We start from the raw sequence: 20,648 nt of genomic DNA on the forward strand, positions 1-20,648 counted from the left end.
TTTTTTGAATTTACTCCAATTTCGATTCATCTGCAATGTCCGTAGTTAGATGACTTCCCACTGAATGGTAAAGAGATGGGTCGTTTGTGTATCGTGCTTCTTACGTTGTCGTAATTGGTCAATCATGTTGTCTCGCTTTTCAGCGATTTCATCTTCGACAGCGAAAATCTCCTGTCGCTTTTTCCGATGAAGTCGGTCTAATTCCTTCAATCGTACCTGAATCTGTTCCTGCTCGTCTAATGTTGAGGCATTGCTGGACTGCCGACGACACTGCTTAATCTGATTTTTGATATCCTTCAATTCTTTTTCTTTGGCTTCAATGCAATCTTCTGCCCATTTTTCCAGACGATCACGTTCCTCATTGAAGAATTGATTGTTGCCTTCGAGTGATTTGTTAACGGTAGCAGATGTGTGGAGTTCAGCATTGCCTGACAAACGTTCTCGCAACTCACTTGGTAAATCATCCGCGGTCGATACTGTACCACTACATTGAAACAATTTTTCACAGACATCTTGATCCAAACTCTTGCCCGAAGAATCAGTAGCAGAGAAAAGCAGGTATTCTTCATCCTCATAGGAAGTGATTTTAAGATGTTGCAACGTTAACCACCCTGTTTGTCCAATGAGATTCTCCACAACGGTGATCCGTTTATCGTAGTTACTGATGTCGAAAGTAACTTTCGCAAGTGGCGTTGCAATAGTTTTGGCAGAATCAATTACCCATTCTCCGAGAGGATGGGATAATCGGTAAAGAAATTCCCCTGGGACATCGAGGTGCCCTTTAGAAATAAGATAATAATTACCCTTGGGACAAATACTGAGAGGAGAGTCATTCAGGGTAAAAGATAATTGTTCCTGGTGAAACTGGGCTCTGTTTGATAGTATCTGTTTTGAAATTATCCAAAATTGTCTCCCCATACGATCCAAAGTCATTTTCGTATTTTCGAGTCTCAATTTTAGTCGAGTTGTAACGTCCTCATCGAAATGTTCAAACAATACTTGTTGAGTTTCACGAAGTTTCGATTGGATCTTCTCATCCATTTCCTTCTGTAGTTGCTCGAAAGCAGACTGAATTTGTTCGGAATTCCGGCACTGCTGGTAAATTGCGAGAATCCGTTTCTCAAAGTCCACACCCGATTCAATCTGTCCTAGTACATCGTCTGATGCCCCAAATACACCATCGAACAAGCTGAACTTGGATGAAAGCAGTTGATGTACACGCTGATCTGCTTCATTCCGTTCATTAAGAAAGTTGATCACCACGACATCGTACTTCTGTCCGTATCGATGACAACGCCCGATACGTTGTTCAATTCGCTGGGGATTCCATGGCAGGTCGTAGTTGATTACTAGCGAACAGAACTGAATATTTACCCCCTCTGATGCCGCTTCCGTGGCGATCATGATGTTGGCATGGTCCCGAAAATGCTCCAACAGGGCAGTACGACTATCAATTGCCCGTGAGTTTCGGTCCCGAGATGACTGGGAATGCTGTTCGATCCAGGCATCAATGATGGTTTTTGAAACCGGATCAGAATTAGTGCCGCTGAACAGCACCACTTTCCCTGTATATCCGTTTGCTTCCAGGAAGTTCTTCAGGTAATTCTGTGTCCGTCGGGATTCTGTAAAAATGAGCGCTTTGCGATGTGCCCCCATCTCTTCCAGTTTTTTAAAACCCTGATCCAGAGCGCGAATCAGCGCACGTGATTTACTGTCGATGCCGAAGGTTCTTGCCCACTGCGAGTATCTTTGAAGTTCTTCAATCTCCTCACTGAGAATCAGTTGATCAATCAACTTCTCCGCTTGAGGTGCGGTTTCGGATTCGGTTTCAGTAACTTCTTCCAGAAGTTCCTCATCAATCTCCACGTCATCCATCAGGTCTTGTGTCAGTTCGTGATCGGCCTGTTCATTTCCTGGATGCTGGCTCTGGATGATTAGCCGTTGCCGCAATTTTTCCAGAGTGCTGGCGATGGCAGCTGAGGATGATGCCAGTAATTTTCGCATCATCAGAGTCATTAAATGACGCGATCTTTTGGGAAGGGAATAAGATTCTTCCCGTTGCAGGAAGTCAGAAATCGTTTCATAGAAATTTTGTTCATCGTCTGAAGGTGAAAAATTTACAGTGATTGGAATTCGGTTGGTATAGTTGATGTATTCGTTCACATCCTTTCGCAGCGTTCTTCTGCAGAACTTTTGTAGTCGGACTCGTAGATGATCAAGATTCGCTTGTGAACCCTTGTATTGCGAGCTGAATGCCGATTGACCTCCAAATATCTGGTCATCCAATAAACTTGTGAGTCCGTAAAGTTCGAGTAGGTCATTCTGAAGTGGGGTAGCGGTTAACAGGCATTTCTTTCGGTCTTCGATTGCAAACTTGATTGCAGCTCCAATTTTGTTGTTCGGTTTGTAAACATTCCTGAGCTTGTGTGCTTCATCAATCACTACGAGATCGTAAGGCACTGCCTTGATATCCGTAGCGAACTTGGCTGCGAAGTTGTATGAAGCAATGATTACCGTCTGAGTCTTGAATGGATTTTCGCCAGTATCTCGCTGAACTTGACGATAACTTTTCGAGTCGAGTATCACCGTAGGTAAATTGAATTTTGTTGTAAGTTCTTGTGCCCACTGTTTTCGCAATATCGCAGGGCAGATAACCATCAATCTCCTCCGTCTTTCCGCCCACAGTTGGCATAGTAGGAGTCCAGCTTCAATCGTTTTCCCCAGGCCAACTTCATCTGCTAATATGACACCCTGCTGTAATGGGCTACGTAATGCAAACATCGCTGCTTCAATCTGGTGGGGATTCAAATCGACACAAGCGTCGAACAGTGCCATCGAGAGACGGTCTGAGGTTCCACATTGTGCATGTCGTGTTAATTCGTGCGCGAAGTATTTGGCGTGGTACGGTGTACTCATAATGGGTGAATAAGTGTGTATGTAGACAAGGTTTCACCGCAAACTTGATGTTGCGTAGCCAATGTTACCCTACAGACCTGTGGCAGATTTGTCACAAAATTACATACTTTTTACTGTTCTTGGCAACAATTTTCATTTTGGATATCCAATGGCAGGAAATGGCAACTATGCACGCGGAGATCGGCTAGTTGCAATGGCATTTCCTGCCGGCGCAACTTACGAATTCGCTGCTGAACAGTCGGGCTTATCGAACAGCACCATAGCCCGGACAGTCAGCGGTTGTGTCGTTATCTGGAAATCATAAAATTCACGATTTGCATGCACCCTGTACTCCACCTCGGTTATCTAGTCGTACATTTTGGCATCGTCCGCCAGCAAATATCTCTGGTGAATCATCCTCGTCCCTTGCTCAGTGTGAAACCATAAATCAGGTGCAGTGTTCACTGCTGGTCGGAAATATCGTGTAGGCTAAAGATATTGGCCTCGACAAGCAATGATTCATACATCTCCTGATAAAATATGTTCAATTATTAGCTACTATGTTTCAATGATAATTAATACAATAATTAGCTTCTTATTCAATTTCGTGTCACTAGTATAATTTTAATTCAATAATTCTTTTTTTGATTTACTATATGTAATTTTCATTTGCATTCTATTGTGGATTCAATATTATCATTTCTGTTATTGTAAAATACTGTGTTTTCAATAGTTTATTTATTTTTGTATTATTTCTATTTTGTTTTTGTTTTAATATTTACTTATTTTGTTTGTATGTAATATTTTGTCACTTTTTTTAATTTCTTCGACATCATTTTTTATGATGCGATCGGCATTCTTTCAAGCTCGAGAGCTTGGCTGCCGACCACTCGCCGCAGGGCTATGCGACAATATACCTATTTATAATCCGCTGGTAAAGTAGCGGAACTTAAGCTAATTGTTATCAGCCAGGGCACTAGATCTGTCTTTTAGTTTTTTTCTGATGCCTGGGTATTGTGCAGTCGGGCCAGCGATTCTGAAATATGTGTCGGTTATTGATAAACATCACTCCAGTAAAAGTTAGCTGCTTGACTAGAGGGTCAACGGTTCGCATTGATCGACGGACACGGCCAGCCGATGCAAATTCAGCATTAATAAGATGAAACCACTCTTTCTGTAGCTGGCGAGCGCATAGAATGAATTTGCGATCAGAGTCTGACGACCGAACAATTCCACTTGGATTCGCGTATATTGTTCCTGGTTGAAATCCACATCCCCGGCTGAATATCTGACGGAAAGACTGTATGATTTCATGATCTGCTCCCGGATGTGCTACAGTAAGCCCATTAGTGAGCAAAGTAAAAGTCTGCCAGCAAAGGTCATTGAAATCAGGGATACACCGTTCGATAGTTACTGTCCCTCCCGCAATCTCCTCAATGGAGTTATGACGCTGTTGAAACATCTAAGTTGTTCCTCTGAAGATATCAAATGATTATAACTCTCACTACTGCATTGAATCACCTCTTGCTGTGCAAATAACTCGAAACAATGAACAGTTCAATAACATCTGGCGATTGGTGTTAATTTAGGATACTATATTAACATTTATAAATTCTTAAATATGTATTTTAGCAAAAGAGGTTGCTAATTTGGCAGATTAGAATATCGCCATCAATCTTCGGCTTGAAAATTGAAGCTTTGCACGAAATCTAAGGTTATATGACGACCTCGTGTCGCTGCAACAGCTAGCACTTGGATTACCATTCCAACACGATTATAGCTACGTTTGATTAGCAATGGAATTATCTCCTCCTCTCGATCAATAGTAATTTCCCACTCCTTGCATCGGTGATTGATCCAATTCGCGAGTATTCGTTCACGGGGAAGGGTTGTCCCTACCTTGATGGCAAATCGAGCAAGTATGGGCTCTGACAAGCCAAGTGATCGTTTTGCTTTTCCTTTCTCGTTTCTTTCTAGGACTGATATCGCTGATGCGATCCAGATGGCTGGGGTTTCGTCAATTGCTTTTAAAATGTAATTCTCGATGTTTCGCCGGCCCAGAGCGGCAATTTCATCCAGATAGATGAATGTAGGCACATGTTCTGAACTGGCATTTCGTACTACACTCTTTAGCTCCTCCAAAGTTACAGTTTCACAGTCAACAGCAAAATAGCTGGTTCTGGCTCCGGACAACAAACTGAACAGTCCGTAATGATTTTCTCTTGCATTTACTAACTGCTCACAAGTCGAACATTTGTAGCATGGATTGAGTTCGACAGATCGATTTGGACACATTGCTGCCATGATACCTAGGGATATCGATCTAGTTTTCCCTGTGCGGCTAGGCCCAGTTACAAGCATGTTGGTTCCACCATTCTTGATGAGATCATGCCATGCCTGCACTAATTTGCTGTTCCCGACAATATCACTCCATTGTCCAGGATACCACCGCTGGATTTCTCGTGGACTGAGATGCTTGTTCATTCCATCCCTCCTATTTTTGAATTTGGCTTCAGGTCGTTTTGTGGTATTACGTCATTGCTTTCACACATTTTGCCATCACAACATAGCATTTCATCGTTGATATCGTCGAACCGTGCTTTCTCGTCAGAGCCGTCAGTAGGATGAAAGTCTTTGCCTTTTATTGGAATTGCGACTGAAGCGATACCTGACGACTGACGCGTAAACGCGTCAGACTCAACACGGAAATCGCTCATACGCTTCACTTTGCAATGACTGCCATCCTCTTCATGCCAAATGTCTGCCTCAATCCCAAGTCCGCGCAGCACTGGCTTTAGACGATTCAAGCGTCTGCTGAAAATGTTGGTCAGCACGGGAAAATTCTCGAACCCTGTGATTTTTCTTGCGATCTCTTGTTCGCTCAGTTTGTTAAGTAGTGTTGCTGTCATTCCTTCAAATGAATCGTATCTATTTAAGTAACACAGCAATGCCTGGATGATCGGTTCTTTCTCTGCTTCAGGACTTTCTATCTCAGTTAGTCGGCGGCCACCCTTATAACATTCTTCCTTCAGCAGGTAGAGCAACGCCGTGAAATCAGAGGGCTTTATATGTCCACCTTCACTCAAGTCGTAATATACTGTACAGATATAAGAAGCTACTCTATCATGTACTGCTGGCCAGTACTTCTCAAAGGGACTGTCTGGAAGAAACACCACTGGCTCATTTTTCGTATTTACATAGAACTCTAGTTTGAGCTCCTTCAAGTTAGCGATTAGGTTTGTTAGTGATACCGCTTTTTTTTCTTTCCGAGCATTTTCACCCTTATCACCCTGGTAGTACTCTCTCATCATACGCCTCCATATTTTGGTTTATTCCATAACATGCACCGACAATCGCAAACTTTCCGTGCCTCTCTCATAATTTTCCTGACGCTCCTGAAATATGTGATTCCTATAAGGCCGCCTTTTGGATGCCTTAACCTAAGTGCGTGAAAAGTCGGCAAGGAAGTCATAATTGAATAGAGAAATGCTGTTTGATACGAAAAAAACAGCGAGTTTATTTTTCAAAAATGTGTTACATGGACACGTGATTCGTCACATTCGGGTCACCGAAGCGTGCTTAAGGCGTTTTGACGTATTGTCTGTGTTCACCATTCTCTTTAATCAAAGGTACTTAACGTCAAGGAACGCTAGTCATGAAAGCAGTGTTAGTCCCCAGAATTTGACCAAGTTCTTGATGATAGAATGCAAAAAAATTCTCGAGAATGATCAGAAAACATACAGAAGTCGGAATAAAGTTGAAAGATTCTTTTACAGACCGAAGCAATGTTGAAGAATTGCCCAGCGATTTGAAAAACGATCACATTGCTTATCAAGCAAGATTTATCACGTAGCGACAGTCATCCAATGCCGCTCATTCGTCAGCAGTTACCCTTGTTACTTATTTGATTATCTTGGACTAGTTGAATTTCCGGTGAGCGATCTGAGATAAAATACCCTTTGATTTGCCAGGTGATGCTTTGGTTCAAAACGTACCCTTGATTCTTTAAACTAGTGATCCAAGATGTTCCTTGCGGTGGGAGGCCAATATCCACAAGAAGCTTCCGATCTAGTTTGCTTTTGATCTGCCTTAAATTGTCTGGAGGACCACCGCCCTTGGGATTTGGCTTGTATGTACTTCGACATTCGTTTCTAAAAATATGGTTCCAAATATTTTCGTGTGACGCAAACTTATTTATGGAGTGAAATAATTTCAGAAATAGTTCTCTTTTTCGACCGCTCAGTATGCATATTTTATTATTGTATTGGATTTTGACAGCATTACTGTTGACAACATCCACCGTGGCGCGTCGCTTGGCAACTAGCGTAGGCTCGTTCGGGGGTGCAGGATCTGTTGGCTTGGACAGTTCAAGAACCCTTACCATCCATTTACTGATCTTGACAAGGTGCTCAAAGCCACAATCACGTGACCTAAACTTAGCTTGTTCGATATCGAAATAATAGTGTCTAATCCCCTTCCTGGAAACATTTTCCAGATAGTCAATTGCATCTGAACGAGGAGATCCGGATACTTTTACGAGAAGGTCAAACAGCAAACGCTTTTTTGGTTCATCTTCTAATAGTTCTTCAGGTTTTTTCCAGCATTCCTTGCCAAATTCTTGCTCAACTTTCTCACGAAACATTTTCAATAGATCTGCAAAGATGCCAAGTGATTTGCGGAATTCAATGTAGGTTGTTGATCCATCGTCAGGGTCAGGAATAGCGTCTAAACACGCAAAAGTGTTGCAAAAAGGTTTTCGAAATAAAATACGTCCCTTTGTGTTGTAATACCTGATAGCTTTTGGGAGTGATCGAAGTTGGATTGATTCGTCTTTACTGATTTTAGATAAGAATGAATCGGTGATGTGGAAAACTTCTGGCGAATCCCAGAAGTTGCGCAATGAAACATTACGTTCCATAAAAGTTCTCCAAATAGCAACTAAATACCTGTCGTGAGACAAGATTTCATGAAGTATTGGAGTCTTGTATGGCCAAGGAAAGGACCCCTTGGTCGAGGACAACCCTTGTATACTGTTACAAAGTGATACAGGTTGATTCAGTTGAGTGTGTCTGTTCAGAACAGTTCTGAACACTACACATGCCCCTTTTCTACTGGCACAACTGATCTGACTACGCAGTTAGCTTACTCGATATTAACGAATTGTGCAAGCAGTTTTTGTTAGAAAAATGTGCGTCGATGTTTTTCTGCGAGCAACACTGTAATTCAAGGTGCTTTATAGTTTCAGTAACCTACCATTTACCTACCACAGCGGGGTTTACAACAGCCTACTACGCACTACAGACTGTCGTCGTAACTTATTGTATACTCGTTATTTACTGCAATCCAGTGTAGTATGACAAAGTAGCATTACGAGACTTAAAATCCCCTGGGGGGCAACTCCCGTGTGGGTTCGAGTCCCACCGCGGCTATCTGGTCATATGTACAGTTTTCGGCAATGTTCGGCAAATTACTGCTAACTTCTTCATTCAAAAGCACTTGCGACGATTTCTGTTCTACTTTGCTTAACTCTTCTGCATCCTGCATGGCCGCATTTTGGGCCACCGAATGGCCGCATTTATGGCCGCCTGAAAGTGCCTTTTCAAAGTCACTTTCCGTGATCTGCCAATAGTGTGCTTCTGCAACTGCGACTGAATGACCTCCCCAGGAACTTCCCCAGCTGAAGACTAACTTTTCAATTCAACTCGCTTGAATTATTTCATCAATGAAAGCAGCAAGTGCATATTCCGCGTAACGATAGCGTCTGCCGTGGGTATCTTTTTAATATTTCACACAAGCCCTTCTTCATCAAATTGTCAAAAACCTGCTCTTTCCGTTCACGCAACGGTGGGTTCCACTTTCTTTAACTCATACCCCAGCTCTTTGGCCCGGCGATGCAACTGTCTCTCCTGCCGGGCAATTACTTCTGCCACATACGCTTCTTCCTGCTGCTTCGTGTAATCCCCGCCATACCGCATCAAATGGTAGATAATCCTGGCCAGCTTGTGGGCGGTTGCCGTGATCGCTTTCGGTGCTCCCAGGCGAGAACGCTGTCTTCTTAAATAGCCACCCAGGTAACTGGTGCTCCGCATCAACCCCCACGCAGCCAACCGCAAGGCGTGGGCCGCGCGCCCTTTCCCACGTCGCGTCTTGCTGGACTGCACTTTTCCGCCGGTTTTCTTGAAGTTGGGGCACAATCCCAGCCAACTGGTGAAATGTTTTACTGTCGGCCATTTCGTAAAATCGGTGCCCAGTTCACTGATCAGGGTCAACGCATGAATTTCATCAATCCCTTCAATGGCAGTTAAATCCACTCCCGATACCAGATACAACGCCGTACGAACATCAAAGCCCGGATCGTGCGGCTTTCGGCCACGCACGCGTGGTTTCTTCGGCAGTGGGGGCAATTCGCTTTGGCGTATCATTGATTTCAAATGAATTGCAATCCGACTATCCACCAGAGCAATTGTCTCCTGATACTTTTCCCACAAAGCCAGGCAGCATTGCAATTCCAGCAGATACTCATCCCGATACCGCCCAGCCAGGGCAGTGGCAATTTCGGCTTTCGTATGTTTGCAACGGCGATCCCGCAATTCACCTAATTGTTCAGGATCACGTTCTCCAGCCACGATCGCCCGGATAATTTTCAATCCGGTAACACCGGTGATGTCACCAACCACATTTGTCAATTTCAGATTCATCAATTCCAATGCTTTCTGCATGCGTTGGATGTGCTGTCCGGACAGCCGCACCAGATTAGCACGTTGACGTACGAGATCCCGCAGGGTCTGGGTGAGATCGTCTGGCTGAAACACGGCAGGCAACAGACCATGCCGATGCAGACGCTGTAACCACTGGCAATCAAGCTTGTCTGTTTTGGGTCGGCCCTGAATCTGCCGGGCAAACTTGGCGGAAGTCATCACCACATGAAAACCAGCTTCGAGCAACGTGAGGAATAATACGTGGCCATAAACACCTGTGGCTTCGATGGCAATCGTGGTGACTCCACAGAACTGCAACCATTCGACCATTTGATGTAGGCCCGGGGTATGTGCAGGAAACTCGCGGATGAGAATGGTACGATCTGGCGTGGCTTCGACACATACCCAATGGGTACGGTCTCCCACATCAATGCCGGCGGCGTGGCGATTGGCAATCGGCAACGCCGCCAGTTTTGCAGCGGCTTCGGACTGATTTTTCACTTTTTCCTGTGTTCGGTTCATGCTGACCTCATGAAAATGGGATGGGCGTCAGGAGTCGGCAGTGGCACCAGCCGTCCCAACGGGATCAACCAAATCAGTAACGGAAAAGGTTGTCACCAAACGAAAGGGCCGAAATCGCTCCTGAACCCACACGAACCATCGAGCCGAGCACACGCTCTGAACATCATCGACTTGCCGGGCTTGTACGCCACATCCCGATGGGGTATGATAACACTGAATTGAAGTTCCCGGCTCAAAGGTGTCTGAAATATTCAGACCGGACCAAGAACCAGGCGCTGGCCACATGTTGTGGATGTTCTTTCACTAATTCTGTCGCGCAACTTGCCCTGAGATTCTGAAACAGTTTCTCCCACGGAACCAATCCTGCCCTCCGGATAATCCTGGTGAACTGTGTACGTAAGTTCTGATTCGTGCTGCGATAGTCGGTAATCACATACACAGCCCCAGGTTCTGCCTGCTCAAACACCATTTCCAGTTCGGTGCGGATTTCTGGGAACATTGGGATGATCCGTTCACCTTTCCCTTCAAAGTGTTCTGTCTTCGGACTACGAACCCGTAACCGGTTCTTTTCCCAGTCCACATCGTCCCATGTCAGTTCCAGATGTTCTGAAGGGCACCGTAATCCACCAAATCGCGACAGAACGAAGATCAATCGCCATTGGGCATTGGGACAGGCGTCCAGAATTTTTGCCGCATCTTCAATTGATAAAAAGTAATCGCGACTTCGGTTAGGCTGGACGTTCAGTCGTTTCATCTCTGCAAAGGGGTTGGTACTTAGAAGTCGTTTCCGAACTGCGTAGCGGGAAAATTCACGGGCACGACCACAGCATCTGCAAACAGTGTTATCACCCAGATTCGTTTGCAACCATCGCCGAAATTCATCTCCATCAATCGGGTTGATCTCTTCGATTGGTTTTTCACTACCAAAATAGCTGATCAGTTTGTTACTGGTATCTCGATATTTGATGACCGTTCGTTGCTTTAAATCAGTTCTCGATTCAATTAACTTTTCCAGGAAATCACCCAACCGAATGATTGTCGATTCCTGTTTCTCAATCAATCCCACGGCTACCAGTTTTGATTTCAACGGATCTGCAATGCTGCTTAACCAGACAGCGGTTTCCCTCAGCAAAGGCTGACCGCTGATCTTCGAAGTCAGCAGCGATTCCACATGGCGACAAACTGTCTCTGCCGTTCGTTTATCACACTTTCCCAGTCGAATCGTTTTATTTTTCCCATCGGGAGCGGTGAAGCGAAGTCGCTTTGTACCGTTTGGATCATTCGTAATACTAGTGCTTTGTCACATCTAAAAAGTCGGATTGGCAATTCCAGTCAAATCTGCGATACTGCATGGTACAAGGTGGGTGCCATGCGGAAGTTGTATATCATTCGACTGACAAAGCAAGAACGAGTCGAGCTTCAGAGTGTCGTCAAGAAGTTGAAGGGAACCGGGCAGAAAGTTCGACGTGCTCAGATCCTGCTGAAGGCAGATGCCGATGGTCCGAATTGGACTGATGAGCGTATTGCCGAGGCGTTTTCGTGTCGGACTAGAACCGTGGAACGGCTTCGCCAGCGGTTCGTCGAGCAAGGGAATTTCTTGAATTAAAATTGACCGCAAAGTCGCGAAGGAGCAATGAAATACTGAAGTTCGTCATTCCCGAGCAGAAAAAGTCAACCTACAACCAAAAACTGATCCTTAACAACAACGTCATTCCCGCCCAGGCGGGAATCCAGTTCAAAAAGACCGAACTATAACCATCATCTGAATGAATCCAACAACGTCATTCCCGCGCAGGCGGGAATCCAGGAAGTTTTGTGTCCTGATTGTTTCTAGATCGCAGTCCGGTTTTTTCTTAACAACCCATGAAACTACTGAGTAAACTGTATAGTAATGAGGCGTCCCTCATGTTCCACTTTTTCACGCGTATTGGTCCAGGACACACAAAAAGTGATAGACAGAATCTTTGACAGCATAGAAATCAATTCGATTTAATGATAGTTATGCGGCTGAACATCGTCCTTGCATCTGTCGAATCGGAACTCGCGGAAGCGTGGGAGCGGTTCTGCGCCCAACTTGAAGGCGTCACCGTCCATCGCGGGTCGATTCTCGATGTTCATTGCGATGCAATTGTCAGTCCGGCCAACAGTTTCGGGTTCATGGATGGAGGTATCGACCATCTGTACTCGCAACATTTCGGATGGCAAGTACAACGTCGGCTGCAGGACACCATTCGGACACGACACCACGGTGAGCTGGTTGTCGGTCAGGCAGAGATAATTCCTACGGACGATGCTCGTATTCCATTCGTAATCGCAGCGCCCACGATGCGCGTGCCGATGATTCTTCGGGATACGGTAAATCCTTATCTCGCTGCACGCGCGGCACTCCTGCTGATTAAGCATCAGCGTTTCGTCGATGGTCCATTCGCCGGTGAACCGGTAGCGAGTGTCGTGCGTACGGTTGCCTTTCCGGGCCTCGGAACGGGTGTCGGCAAAGTTGGCCCGAACATCTGTGCTCGGCAGGTCGGAGCAGCAATCGAGGAAGTCGTGCTTGAGCGTGGGACATTCCCGCAGACATGGGCAGACGCACAATCGCGTCATCAACTTTTGTATGGCGATCGCTTCCGGGATCTGCAGCGAGAATAACGGATTACCGGCCAGCCGCATAACCAAACGCGGCAATGGATCGGACCCGAGTTGTGCGTTCTGGTAAACTCAACTTTGGTTGGCGCGGTGCCGGCCATTGAACTTTGATCTGTTAAGCCGGGCCTGCGGCTGACTTAACGAGTCCGCAATTGAGCATATACTAAAGGTGACTGCCGCAAGCGGCCTAAGTGAGCGATTGGAGCAGGAATCACTTCGTGTCCACTCTGCGCTCTGCTCAATCGCGGCCCCCCTTCGGCGACAAAAGTGACACCAATGCCGAAATCGGACGAACAACTCGCGTTTCTCGCGGCGGCAAGTGAGCTGAATGCCAAGTACAATGCTGTTCGGACTGATTCCGAAGCTTGTTGTTTGTATCATTCGTTCTGGACGAAATCTGAAATCGAGCACGGGCAGCAGATAAAGTCCGAATGGAACGTGCCAACGAACCTGCTACCGTTCTATGGCAACTGGCACGATTTGATTTGCTTGAACACCGAAAGCGGCACTGTCCAGATGATCGATGACGCGCGTCGGGAATTGTTTTCATGGCTCTCCTATGAGGCGTTTCTACAGAACCTGACAACAATCGATGAAGCGACAACAGACACATCTGGGATCATCGAATCAGAATCGTGGCTTGATTTCTAAAGTTGAATAACAATCGAATGCACCGGGGTTGCCGTCCGGGTCGGATCTGAACTCAATATCACTGGCGGCAACCCGGTGATTTGGGTGTGATGCAGCAACATGGAAACCACGAAGATTGAGCCGATAGCGTACTTCAATCGCTGGTTCAAGACACCGATCGACGTAGCTGAACGCACCGTGATTGCTGTTATTGAAGCATTGGGTCAACACCCGTCCGCAGACGATCAGACTGCGCAGGACTACGTTATGCCGATACGAAGGTGCCGCGAGCATTCTGGCAGGTTCAGAATCTGGGGTGAAAACCAAGACACCTTCTACTGCTTCGTGTACGAGGGTGATGAACTCAAGCCGAATCCACCCGTGTACTTTGAGTCCTGTCTTGACCTCTTTCTGGATTACGGAATCGACAAATCAGACGTAATCAACGGCGATCACGTGCTGGTCGCTAACACGTTTACTGACTTTCTGTGGCACATGCTCGGCCACCATATTTGTTTGCGTTGTGACTTCCACGATCACTTGAATCGAACAGTCAACGGCCTGCAATTCAACGATGTCGAACTGGATACCTCTTTTCGTTTTCCTTTGTGTCGTGACTTTCCCGCTGGGTATGGGCCATTCTTTCGGCATGATACCATCTGCATTCCAGATTGGGGTGCGGCGTTTCTAAACCGTGAAGCTCGGCGTTCGTTTGTTTCCGAGTTCCGGCCCCAAGTTAACCGTGAATGGGTTGCATAACCACCGCATGCAACGGAGCCACTATAGGCACTTGCTTCGGCCCAGGGAGATCCGGAGTACGCAGCGAATATCCGGAAGGTGCTCTCATCGACCAACAGCACCCTAAAGGGCGTGTGCTCTGCACAATTTCATCTATTTCCTCAAATTTCAGAAAATACCAAAACGTTCCACGTGGAACACTGACACTCATTTGAATGTTGTGCGGTTTCCGGTGCTTTCCCGTTTTCACCATTGGCCTGTGCCAAAAACTTCTATAATGGCATGTTTCCTGTATTGTGGAACGGCACGCAGATGGTGGCATCTCCTGAAAGTGAACTGATTCTCATTTTTGATTTCGGCTCGCAATACGCCCAGCTCATTGCACGTCGTGTGCGGGAACTGAACGTATTCTGCCAGATTGTGCGGCACGATCTCACTGCACAACGCGTGCGGGAACTCAACCCACGGGGAATCATTTTTTCCGGTGGGCCAGCATCTGTTTATGAGAAAGGTTCCCCGCAGATCGATCCAGAAATCCTGCAGCTTGACCTGCCCATCCTGGGGATCTGCTACGGTATGCAGATCATGTGCCAGGCAATGGGCCTGGAAGTGGCACGTGCTAAAGAACGCGAATTCGGACGTGCCGCCATTCAGATTCTGAACCATAGCTCTTTGCTGGCGGGGCTACCTGCCGAAACAATTGTCTGGATGAGCCACGGCGATCAGGTAAAAGAATCGATCGCCGACCTGGAAGTGCTGGCAAATACCCCCACCTGTCCTTTGGCTGCGGTCAAACATCGCAAAAAGCCGTACTATGGCCTGCAATTTCACCCGGAAGTCAGCCACACCCCACTGGGCAGTAATATTCTGCGGAATTTCCTGTACGACATCTGCGGGTGCCAGGGTCTATGGCGAATGCAGACGCTGATTGAACGCAGCATCGAAGATATCCGCCAACGGGTAGGCAATTCCCGCGTGATTTGTGGCCTGTCTGGTGGCGTTGATTCATCTGTTGTTGCCGCACTGCTGGTGAAGGCAATCGGCCCACAAGTGGCCTGTATATTCGTGAATAATGGCCTGTTGCGTACCGGCGAACTGGAAAGTGTTTGCCACACGTTTCGCGATTGGTTCCATGCCGATCTGCACGTTGCAGACGCCCAGGCTCGCTTTATGGATGCGTTGAAAGGCGTCACCGATCCGCAGGAAAAGCGAATCCGAATTGGCCACCACTTCATCGAAGTATTCAAACAGGAAGCGAAATCGATTCAGGATGCCCGCTTTCTGGCACAGGGAACGCTTTATCCTGATGTGATTGAAAGTGGTGGCACACCCGATGGGCCTGCTGCAACAATTAAAGCCCACCATAACGTGGGGGGATTGCCCGCCGAACTGGGTTTTGAACTGATCGAACCACTGCGGGACCTGTTCAAAGACGAAGTTCGCAAACTGGGCGAACAACTTGGCCTGCCGGATACCGTCGTGTGGCGGCACCCATTCCCCGGACCGGGCCTTGCGGTCAGGTGCCTGGGGGAAGTAACGGAAGAACGGCTGCATGTATTACGCCAGGCAGACGAAATCTTTATGGATGAGCTGCACTCCAGTGGCTGGTATCGGCAGACATCGCAATCGTTTGCGGTGTTGCTCCCCATTCAATCGGTGGGTGTGATGGGTGATGGCCGCACGTATGAAAATGTGGTGGCGCTGCGTTCGGTGCAGACGCACGACTTCATGACGGCAGACTGGTCCCCACTTCCGTATGAATTGCTGGCGAAGGTTTCGACCCGCATTATTAACAGTGTACGCGGTGTGAATCGCGTGGTTTACGATATCAGCAGCAAGCCACCAGCTACAATAGAGTGGGAATAAGAGCGAGAAGGTTATGCGTTTTACCAAGATGCAGGGTGCGGGCAACGATTATGTGTATGTCGATTGCTTTCGCGAAAAATTACCCACCGATCCATCCCAGTTGGCCATTCAGATGAGCAACCGCCACTTTGGCGTGGGCAGCGATGGTCTGATTCTGATTGGTAAATCGGACAAAGCCGATGCCCGCATGCGAATGTTCAATGCGGACGGTTCCGAAGCGGAAATGTGTGGCAACGGTTTGCGGTGCGTCGCCAAATATGTGTACGACCACGATATTGCCAAAAAAGATCTGCTGTCAATTGAAACCGGCAACGGTGTTCTGACGGTGGGAATCGAAGCGGAAAATGGCATCGCCCATCGCGTGCGTGTGAATATGGGCAAGCCGATTCTGGATGCGGCAGCCATTCCCACCACTTTGTCTGGAAATCCCCCACTGAACCAGGTACTGGAATACGAAGCGGGGAATACGCTACTGGTGAATGCGGTTTCGATGGGCAATCCCCATGCGGTGATCTTTGTCGACAAAATCACCGATGAGCATGTGCACCAGATCGGGCCGAAAATCGAAGTTCATTCTGCGTTTCCCAGAAAAGTCAATGTGGAATTTGTGCAGGTGAAGCACCGTTCGATGGTGAAGATGCGAGTCTGGGAACGTGGCAGTGGGGAAACCATGGCCTGTGGCACCGGTGCCTGTGCCGTGGTCGTTGCGGGGATTCTGACAGATCGTCTGGAACGCCGCACCACCGTTCAGTTGCTGGGTGGCGAACTGGATATTGAATGGTCGGAACATGATGGTAATGTCTACATGACTGGCCCAGCCGTGGAGGTGTTTCATGGAGAGTGGCTGGTACACTCCTCATGAAGATTCGCGACCCGAAAAGTATCGAACGCCTGGTTCGCTGGGTCAGTCCGTTGATTAGTCGCTGGATGCGGACCATGAGCTTTGCTGCATGGTCTGGCGATCAATATCTGATGAACGATCGCCCTTACCTTATTGGCGATTCGCGGTTCATTTATGCGTTCTGGCACGAATATATTCTGCTGCCAGCGTTTTACTGTGCCCACCCGGAAACGTCGGTGCTGGTGGGACAACATGCTGATGGCGAATTAATTACCCAGATCATTCAGCAGTTTGGCTTTAGTGCTATTCGAGGTTCATCCACCCGTGGGGGAACGGTTGCCCTGCTGAAAATGCTGCGGGATGGTCATTCTCGCCATTTCGCCATTACGCCCGACGGCCCACGTGGGCCAAGGCGGGTTTGTCAGGCGGGATCGGTCTATCTGGCATCCCGAAGTGGGATACCGATTGTACCAGTAGGTTTGGGGGGACCGACCCTGTTTCGGGCGAAAAGCTGGGATCGCTTTGCGATTCCCAAACCCTTTTCTCGCTGGCGAATGGTAATGATGCCACCGATTGCGGTGCCGCCCAAGCTGGGGCTGGAAGAATTAGAACCTTACCGCCTGAAAGTGGAAGCTACAATGAATCTGGCCTGCGACATCGCCGAACAGTGGGCATTGACAGGACAGTTGGAACTGCCCCACGAACTGGCTGGGGAACATACAATCTTTCGCCCAGCGAAGACGTATCGTTATCCGTATTGGGAAATGACCCAAAAAACAACCAAGTGAACCAGAAACGCCACCGCAGTGTCGGTGGGGAAAACACGCTACATGATGGTCAAGTCGATGAAACCCGCGAAGGCTGAAGTTCAAATTATTGCCGGCAAATTACGCCGACGCCGGATTCAATGTCTCGTGCAGGATACCCTGCGTCCCACCCCAATGCGGGTGCGGGAGGCTTATTTCAGCATCATGGGTAATGCAATCCCGGATCGGCACTTTTTTGATGTCTTTGCGGGTACCGGCATCCACGGCCTGGAAGCAGTCAGCAGAGGAGCCACCGAGGCAACCTTTATTGAACATGATCGCCACCTGGTGGACAGCCTGAACGATAACATGCGGTTATTGAAAATCGACCAGCAGGGCCTTGTGCTGAAGGCGGATGTCTACCGCTGGGTGGAACGCTGGATGGCACCCCAGGAAGCGGTAAATGTGTTTGTCAGCCCACCGTTTCCTGATTTGACGAACAAGAAAGAGGAATTCATCAAACTGATTGCCGAACTGATGGAAAAAGTGGCGATCGATTCCACGGTGACGGTTCAGGCAGAAGATAATTTCGATATTACAGAACTGCCCGGCGAAGAATGGGATATTCGAACCTACGGCCGCAACGTTCTTGCCATCTGGGTAAAACCGGATCCCAACGCCCCACCGGACGATGTTGTGGAAGAGGAAGAATGACTGCACAATTTGAATTGATGAAGTGAAAGCACAATGGATATCAACACAAGAATGCGAGGTTGCCTGCTCGGACTAGCATGTGGTGATGCAGTTGGTACTACCGTTGAATTCTGCGAACGGGGTAGTTTTCCACCAGTGACCGATATGATTGGTGGGGGACCATTCAACCTGCCGGCAGGTGCCTGGACAGACGATACTTCAATGGCTCTCTGCCTTGCGAGTAGCCTCGTGGAAGTTGGACACTTCGATCCTTCAGATCAGATGAAGCGTTACTGCCAGTGGTATGATACTGGCTACATGAGCAGTACAGGACGTTGTTTCGATATTGGACTTACCGTTCGTGGTGCACTGGTGAGATACCAGCAGTCTAGCGACCCATACAGTGGAAGAACCGAACCACAATCTGCCGGAAATGGGTGCATCATGAGGCTGGCACCAGTTCCATTATTTTTTTATCCCGATAGAAATGCGGCAATTTACTGGGCTGGTGAGAGCTCTCGCACAACACACGGTGCACCAGAATGCATTGAAGCCTGTAAATTGCTTGCTTCGATGATTTGTATTGCACTTTCAGGTGGTAGCAAAGACGAAATTTTGTTCTCACATCGGCTTTCAGACTACCAGACATCGAAAGTTCGCTCGATCGCTGCAGGGGACTATCGCCATAAAAGTGTGAACGAGATTTTCGGCACAGGTTATGTCATTCATTGCCTGGAAGCATCAGCATGGTGCTTCTACAATTCTGAATCTTACAAAGATGCAACTTTTCGGGCTGTGAATCTTGGCGATGATGCGGATACTACTGGTGCGGTTTGTGGGCAGATTGCAGGGAGTGCAACCGGTCATCCGGGCAAGGGTAATAAGTGGGACAGATTGAGCTGTTTGCGGAACCTGTCTGTTCTTTGGTATTCCTGGTTAGCCAGGTAAATATGAAAATCTCTGGTTCGACCTGCCAGATCAATTGCTCGGGCGTGTAGCATTGCCTGGGCCCCTTTCGTTTTCCATCTCATTCCCGTGCGGCACATTCGATCCATCACCAGGTGCCGACAAGCCCCTTCAATCACCCCAGTTGCAATCGGCAGCCCTTGCTGCAAATAGCTGTCATATCTCATCCGGTGGTAGTTCTTTTCAAAGTAGTTGCAAACCTGATTAATCTTCTTTAACTTTTCTGCTTTCAATTCGCTTTTTGTCGCTTTCTGACGGATTCCCGAAACCACACTTTTCACATCTCCCTTCAGGATTCTCAATAGGCGGTCTCGAGCAAACGCTTCCTGATGTTCACGGTGAGACTCAAACACTTTTGCCGCATCCCACACATAACTGGCAACATGAATGATATCCAGGATATCAATTGTTTCGTATGAATCGAAATTGACATCAGATGCTTCCCACAAACTGGTCTGACCATCCATCAGCCGTACCAAAGGCTGACCTGATTGGTGGCGACGTTCGACCTGTTCTGCTGCCCACACCATCGCGTGGTGCGTGCCTCTGATCAGCACCCCCTCCGCATCACATTGCGACAAAAATCCCGCAACCACTTTGCCCACCGGTTCGGGGCGTTTCTCCTCACGATTCGAGTTTTCTCGAAATAACGCTGCGACAATCTCTTCAGCCGTTCGAAAATATTCATTCACGGAATATACGGTCGCCAGCGTCGCCATACGCCGATTACCAGGAAAATACCGTTGATCAAACGCTGGAATCGCCTTCGTCTTGCGAACCATGGGGACTCCTTTGGCATCGGCACTCACCACCAGAATCTTTCCCTCTGCTGTTGGTGCAGGAATTGGGATCTCATTCAGAAACTGTTCTGCAGATTCACTCAGATTGTGGATATTTCGTTCCAGAGTATCGACCGGACTCTTTTGCAGATACAACAAAGAAATCACATCTGATGATTCCTGATACGACATCTTTGTGCTGAGATAATGCATGACCTCGCGAAACCACGGAGAATATGTGTTTGCTGGCATCTGAATCATGACATCCACAGGATACAAATCAATCTTGCGGCCAAGATCGACGCCATAAACATACTGCTCAAACCGATGCTCACCAAAGATCGTTCGGATGGACCGTTGTCGGGGTTCTTCGCTGCGATGAAGCACTTCACCTGTTTCTGTCTGGATCTTTTCTCCCACGTCGCCATCGCCAAGCATTTCCAGGTACAACGAGATTGCTGAAGCACCAATTTGAGCAACCGATTGTTGAACATGTTGCTCGAAATCACGAATCGGCATGCATTCCTGTACAGCACGATTGACTTCTGATGCGAGTCGATCAAATAGGCCAAACAGGAAGTTGGGGTTGATTGAAGAAGATGTGTCTGGGATAATCATTATTGGGTCTCCT

Annotated in this window: 16 protein-coding genes; 9 read left to right on the top strand and 7 right to left on the bottom strand. The window is 47.6% G+C overall.

Features of this window, described 5'->3' with window-relative positions:
- Nucleotides 1-45 precede the first annotated feature (45 nt).
- From R3B84_16015 to R3B84_16040, 6 genes are all read right to left on the bottom strand, one after another.
- Nucleotides 46-2,835 (bottom strand): SNF2-related protein, encoded by a 2,790-nt coding sequence (locus R3B84_16015; protein ID MEZ6142071.1) that lies wholly within the window; start codon nucleotides 2,833-2,835, stop codon nucleotides 46-48.
- A 1,731-nt stretch (nucleotides 2,836-4,566) separates the two neighbouring features.
- Nucleotides 4,567-5,379 carry a hypothetical protein gene (locus tag R3B84_16020; GenBank protein ID MEZ6142072.1) on the bottom strand — a complete coding sequence of 271 codons (813 nt, stop codon included), beginning with the start codon at nucleotides 5,377-5,379 and terminating at the stop codon, nucleotides 4,567-4,569.
- Complete coding sequence (locus R3B84_16025) at nucleotides 5,376-6,206, bottom strand: hypothetical protein (GenBank protein ID MEZ6142073.1); 831 nt, start codon at nucleotides 6,204-6,206, stop codon at nucleotides 5,376-5,378. Before R3B84_16025 ends, R3B84_16020 begins: the two co-directional genes overlap by 4 nt.
- A 569-nt stretch (nucleotides 6,207-6,775) precedes the next feature.
- Nucleotides 6,776-7,813: a hypothetical protein gene (locus tag R3B84_16030; protein ID MEZ6142074.1), complete on the bottom strand. Its 1,038-nt coding sequence runs from the start codon at nucleotides 7,811-7,813 to the stop codon at nucleotides 6,776-6,778.
- A gap of 916 nt (nucleotides 7,814-8,729) precedes the next feature.
- On the bottom strand, nucleotides 8,730-10,115 hold the full coding sequence (locus R3B84_16035) for an IS110 family transposase (protein MEZ6142075.1): 1,386 nt from the start codon (nucleotides 10,113-10,115) through the stop codon (nucleotides 8,730-8,732).
- Nucleotides 10,116-10,347: 232 nt separating this feature from the next.
- Entirely contained in the window at nucleotides 10,348-11,247 is a 900-nt protein-coding gene (locus R3B84_16040) for a tyrosine-type recombinase/integrase (GenBank protein MEZ6142076.1), read from the bottom strand.
- A gap of 237 nt (nucleotides 11,248-11,484) precedes the next feature.
- Here R3B84_16040 and R3B84_16045 point away from each other — a divergent pair, with 237 nt between their 5' ends.
- The 9 genes from R3B84_16045 (at nucleotide 11,485) to R3B84_16085 (ending at nucleotide 19,220) form a co-directional block, all read left to right on the top strand.
- On the top strand, nucleotides 11,485-11,721 hold the full coding sequence (locus R3B84_16045) for a helix-turn-helix domain-containing protein (protein MEZ6142077.1): 237 nt from the start codon (nucleotides 11,485-11,487) through the stop codon (nucleotides 11,719-11,721).
- Nucleotides 11,722-12,116: 395 nt separating this feature from the next.
- Nucleotides 12,117-12,761 (top strand): macro domain-containing protein, encoded by a 645-nt coding sequence (locus tag R3B84_16050; protein ID MEZ6142078.1) that lies wholly within the window; start codon nucleotides 12,117-12,119, stop codon nucleotides 12,759-12,761.
- Nucleotides 12,762-13,034: 273 nt separating this feature from the next.
- Entirely contained in the window at nucleotides 13,035-13,409 is a 375-nt protein-coding gene (locus R3B84_16055; protein MEZ6142079.1) for a hypothetical protein, read from the top strand.
- Between the two features lie 99 nt (nucleotides 13,410-13,508).
- A complete protein-coding gene (locus R3B84_16060) occupies nucleotides 13,509-14,147 on the top strand; it encodes a hypothetical protein (protein ID MEZ6142080.1) in 639 nt (212 codons plus the stop codon).
- A 291-nt stretch (nucleotides 14,148-14,438) separates the two neighbouring features.
- Nucleotides 14,439-15,992 (top strand): glutamine-hydrolyzing GMP synthase, encoded by a 1,554-nt coding sequence (gene guaA / locus R3B84_16065; protein ID MEZ6142081.1) that lies wholly within the window; start codon nucleotides 14,439-14,441, stop codon nucleotides 15,990-15,992.
- A 13-nt stretch (nucleotides 15,993-16,005) separates the two neighbouring features.
- Nucleotides 16,006-16,854 carry a diaminopimelate epimerase gene (gene dapF, locus R3B84_16070; GenBank protein MEZ6142082.1) on the top strand — a complete coding sequence of 283 codons (849 nt, stop codon included), beginning with the start codon at nucleotides 16,006-16,008 and terminating at the stop codon, nucleotides 16,852-16,854.
- Entirely contained in the window at nucleotides 16,851-17,621 is a 771-nt protein-coding gene (locus R3B84_16075) for a lysophospholipid acyltransferase family protein (protein ID MEZ6142083.1), read from the top strand. The genes dapF and R3B84_16075 overlap by 4 nt, the downstream gene beginning before the upstream one ends.
- Before the next feature lie 42 nt (nucleotides 17,622-17,663).
- Complete coding sequence (locus R3B84_16080) at nucleotides 17,664-18,293, top strand: RsmD family RNA methyltransferase (GenBank protein MEZ6142084.1); 630 nt, start codon at nucleotides 17,664-17,666, stop codon at nucleotides 18,291-18,293.
- A 33-nt stretch (nucleotides 18,294-18,326) separates the two neighbouring features.
- On the top strand, nucleotides 18,327-19,220 hold the full coding sequence (locus R3B84_16085) for an ADP-ribosylglycohydrolase family protein (protein MEZ6142085.1): 894 nt from the start codon (nucleotides 18,327-18,329) through the stop codon (nucleotides 19,218-19,220).
- Here the strand turns inward: R3B84_16085 and R3B84_16090 are convergent.
- Complete coding sequence (locus tag R3B84_16090) at nucleotides 19,136-20,635, bottom strand: ISKra4 family transposase (GenBank protein ID MEZ6142086.1); 1,500 nt, start codon at nucleotides 20,633-20,635, stop codon at nucleotides 19,136-19,138. The genes R3B84_16085 and R3B84_16090 overlap by 85 nt on opposite strands.
- Nucleotides 20,636-20,648 lie beyond the last annotated feature (13 nt).

The sequence above is a fragment of the Zavarzinella sp. genome (genome assembly GCA_041399155.1).
In the GTDB taxonomy this organism is placed as follows: domain Bacteria; phylum Planctomycetota; class Planctomycetia; order Gemmatales; family Gemmataceae; genus JAWKTI01.